The sequence below is a fragment of the Bacillus sp. mrc49 genome, assembly GCF_002803435.1.
In genome coordinates, this window is the sequence record NZ_PHNG01000214.1 from 1 (window position 1) to 853 (window position 853).

1 protein-coding gene is annotated in these 853 nt (G+C 46.2%); it reads left to right on the forward strand.

Features of this window, described 5'->3' with window-relative positions:
- On the forward strand, positions 1-853 hold an 853-nt coding region (metG, locus tag CVN76_RS01520; protein ID WP_100530135.1), incomplete at both ends, for a methionine--tRNA ligase.

Here is an 853-nt window from a genome sequence, read left to right on the forward strand (position 1 = left end):
ATTAAACCAGGCTTGGAAGATCTGGCCGTTTCGCGCACTACGTTCGATTGGGGCATCAAGGTGCCAGGAGATCCAAAGCACGTCATTTATGTATGGATCGCTGCCTTGACCAATTATATAACGGCCTTAGGATATGGAACGGACAAGGATTCTAAATACTTGAATTATTGGCCCGCTGATGTACATCTGGTCGGAAAGGAAATCGTTCGTTTCCATACCATTTACTGGCCAATCATGCTGATGGCCCTTGATGTACCGCTTCCTAAGAAAGTCTTTGCCCATGGCTGGCTGCTCATGAAAGATGGGAAGATGTCCAAATCAAAAGGGAATGTGGTCGATCCCGTTACCTTGATTGATCGTTACGGCTTGGATTCCTTACGCTATTACCTATTGCGTGAAGTTCCCTTTGGTTCTGACGGTGTGTTCACTCCTGAGGGGTTTGTCGAACGAATCAACTTCGACCTGGCTAATGATCTAGGCAATTTGTTAAACCGAACGGTGGCAATGGTCAATAAGTATTTTGATGGTGTGATCCCGAGCTATCAAGGATCGAATCGTGAATTTGAAAAAGCCTTGCTGGAAATGAATCATGATACGGTTGGCAAGTATGAGGAAGCGATGGAGAACATGGAGTTTTCAGTTGCGCTGACGTCCATTTGGCAGCTTGTGAGCAGGACGAACAAATTCATTGATGAAACACAGCCATGGTCGCTTGCCAAAGATGAAGCAAGAAAAGAAGAGCTGGCCAGTGTTATGGTTCATTTAGCGGAATCTTTACGCAGGACGGCCATCCTTTTGAAGCCTTTCTTGACGCAGACGCCGGAAAAAATCTTTGCCCAGCTTAGCATCCAGG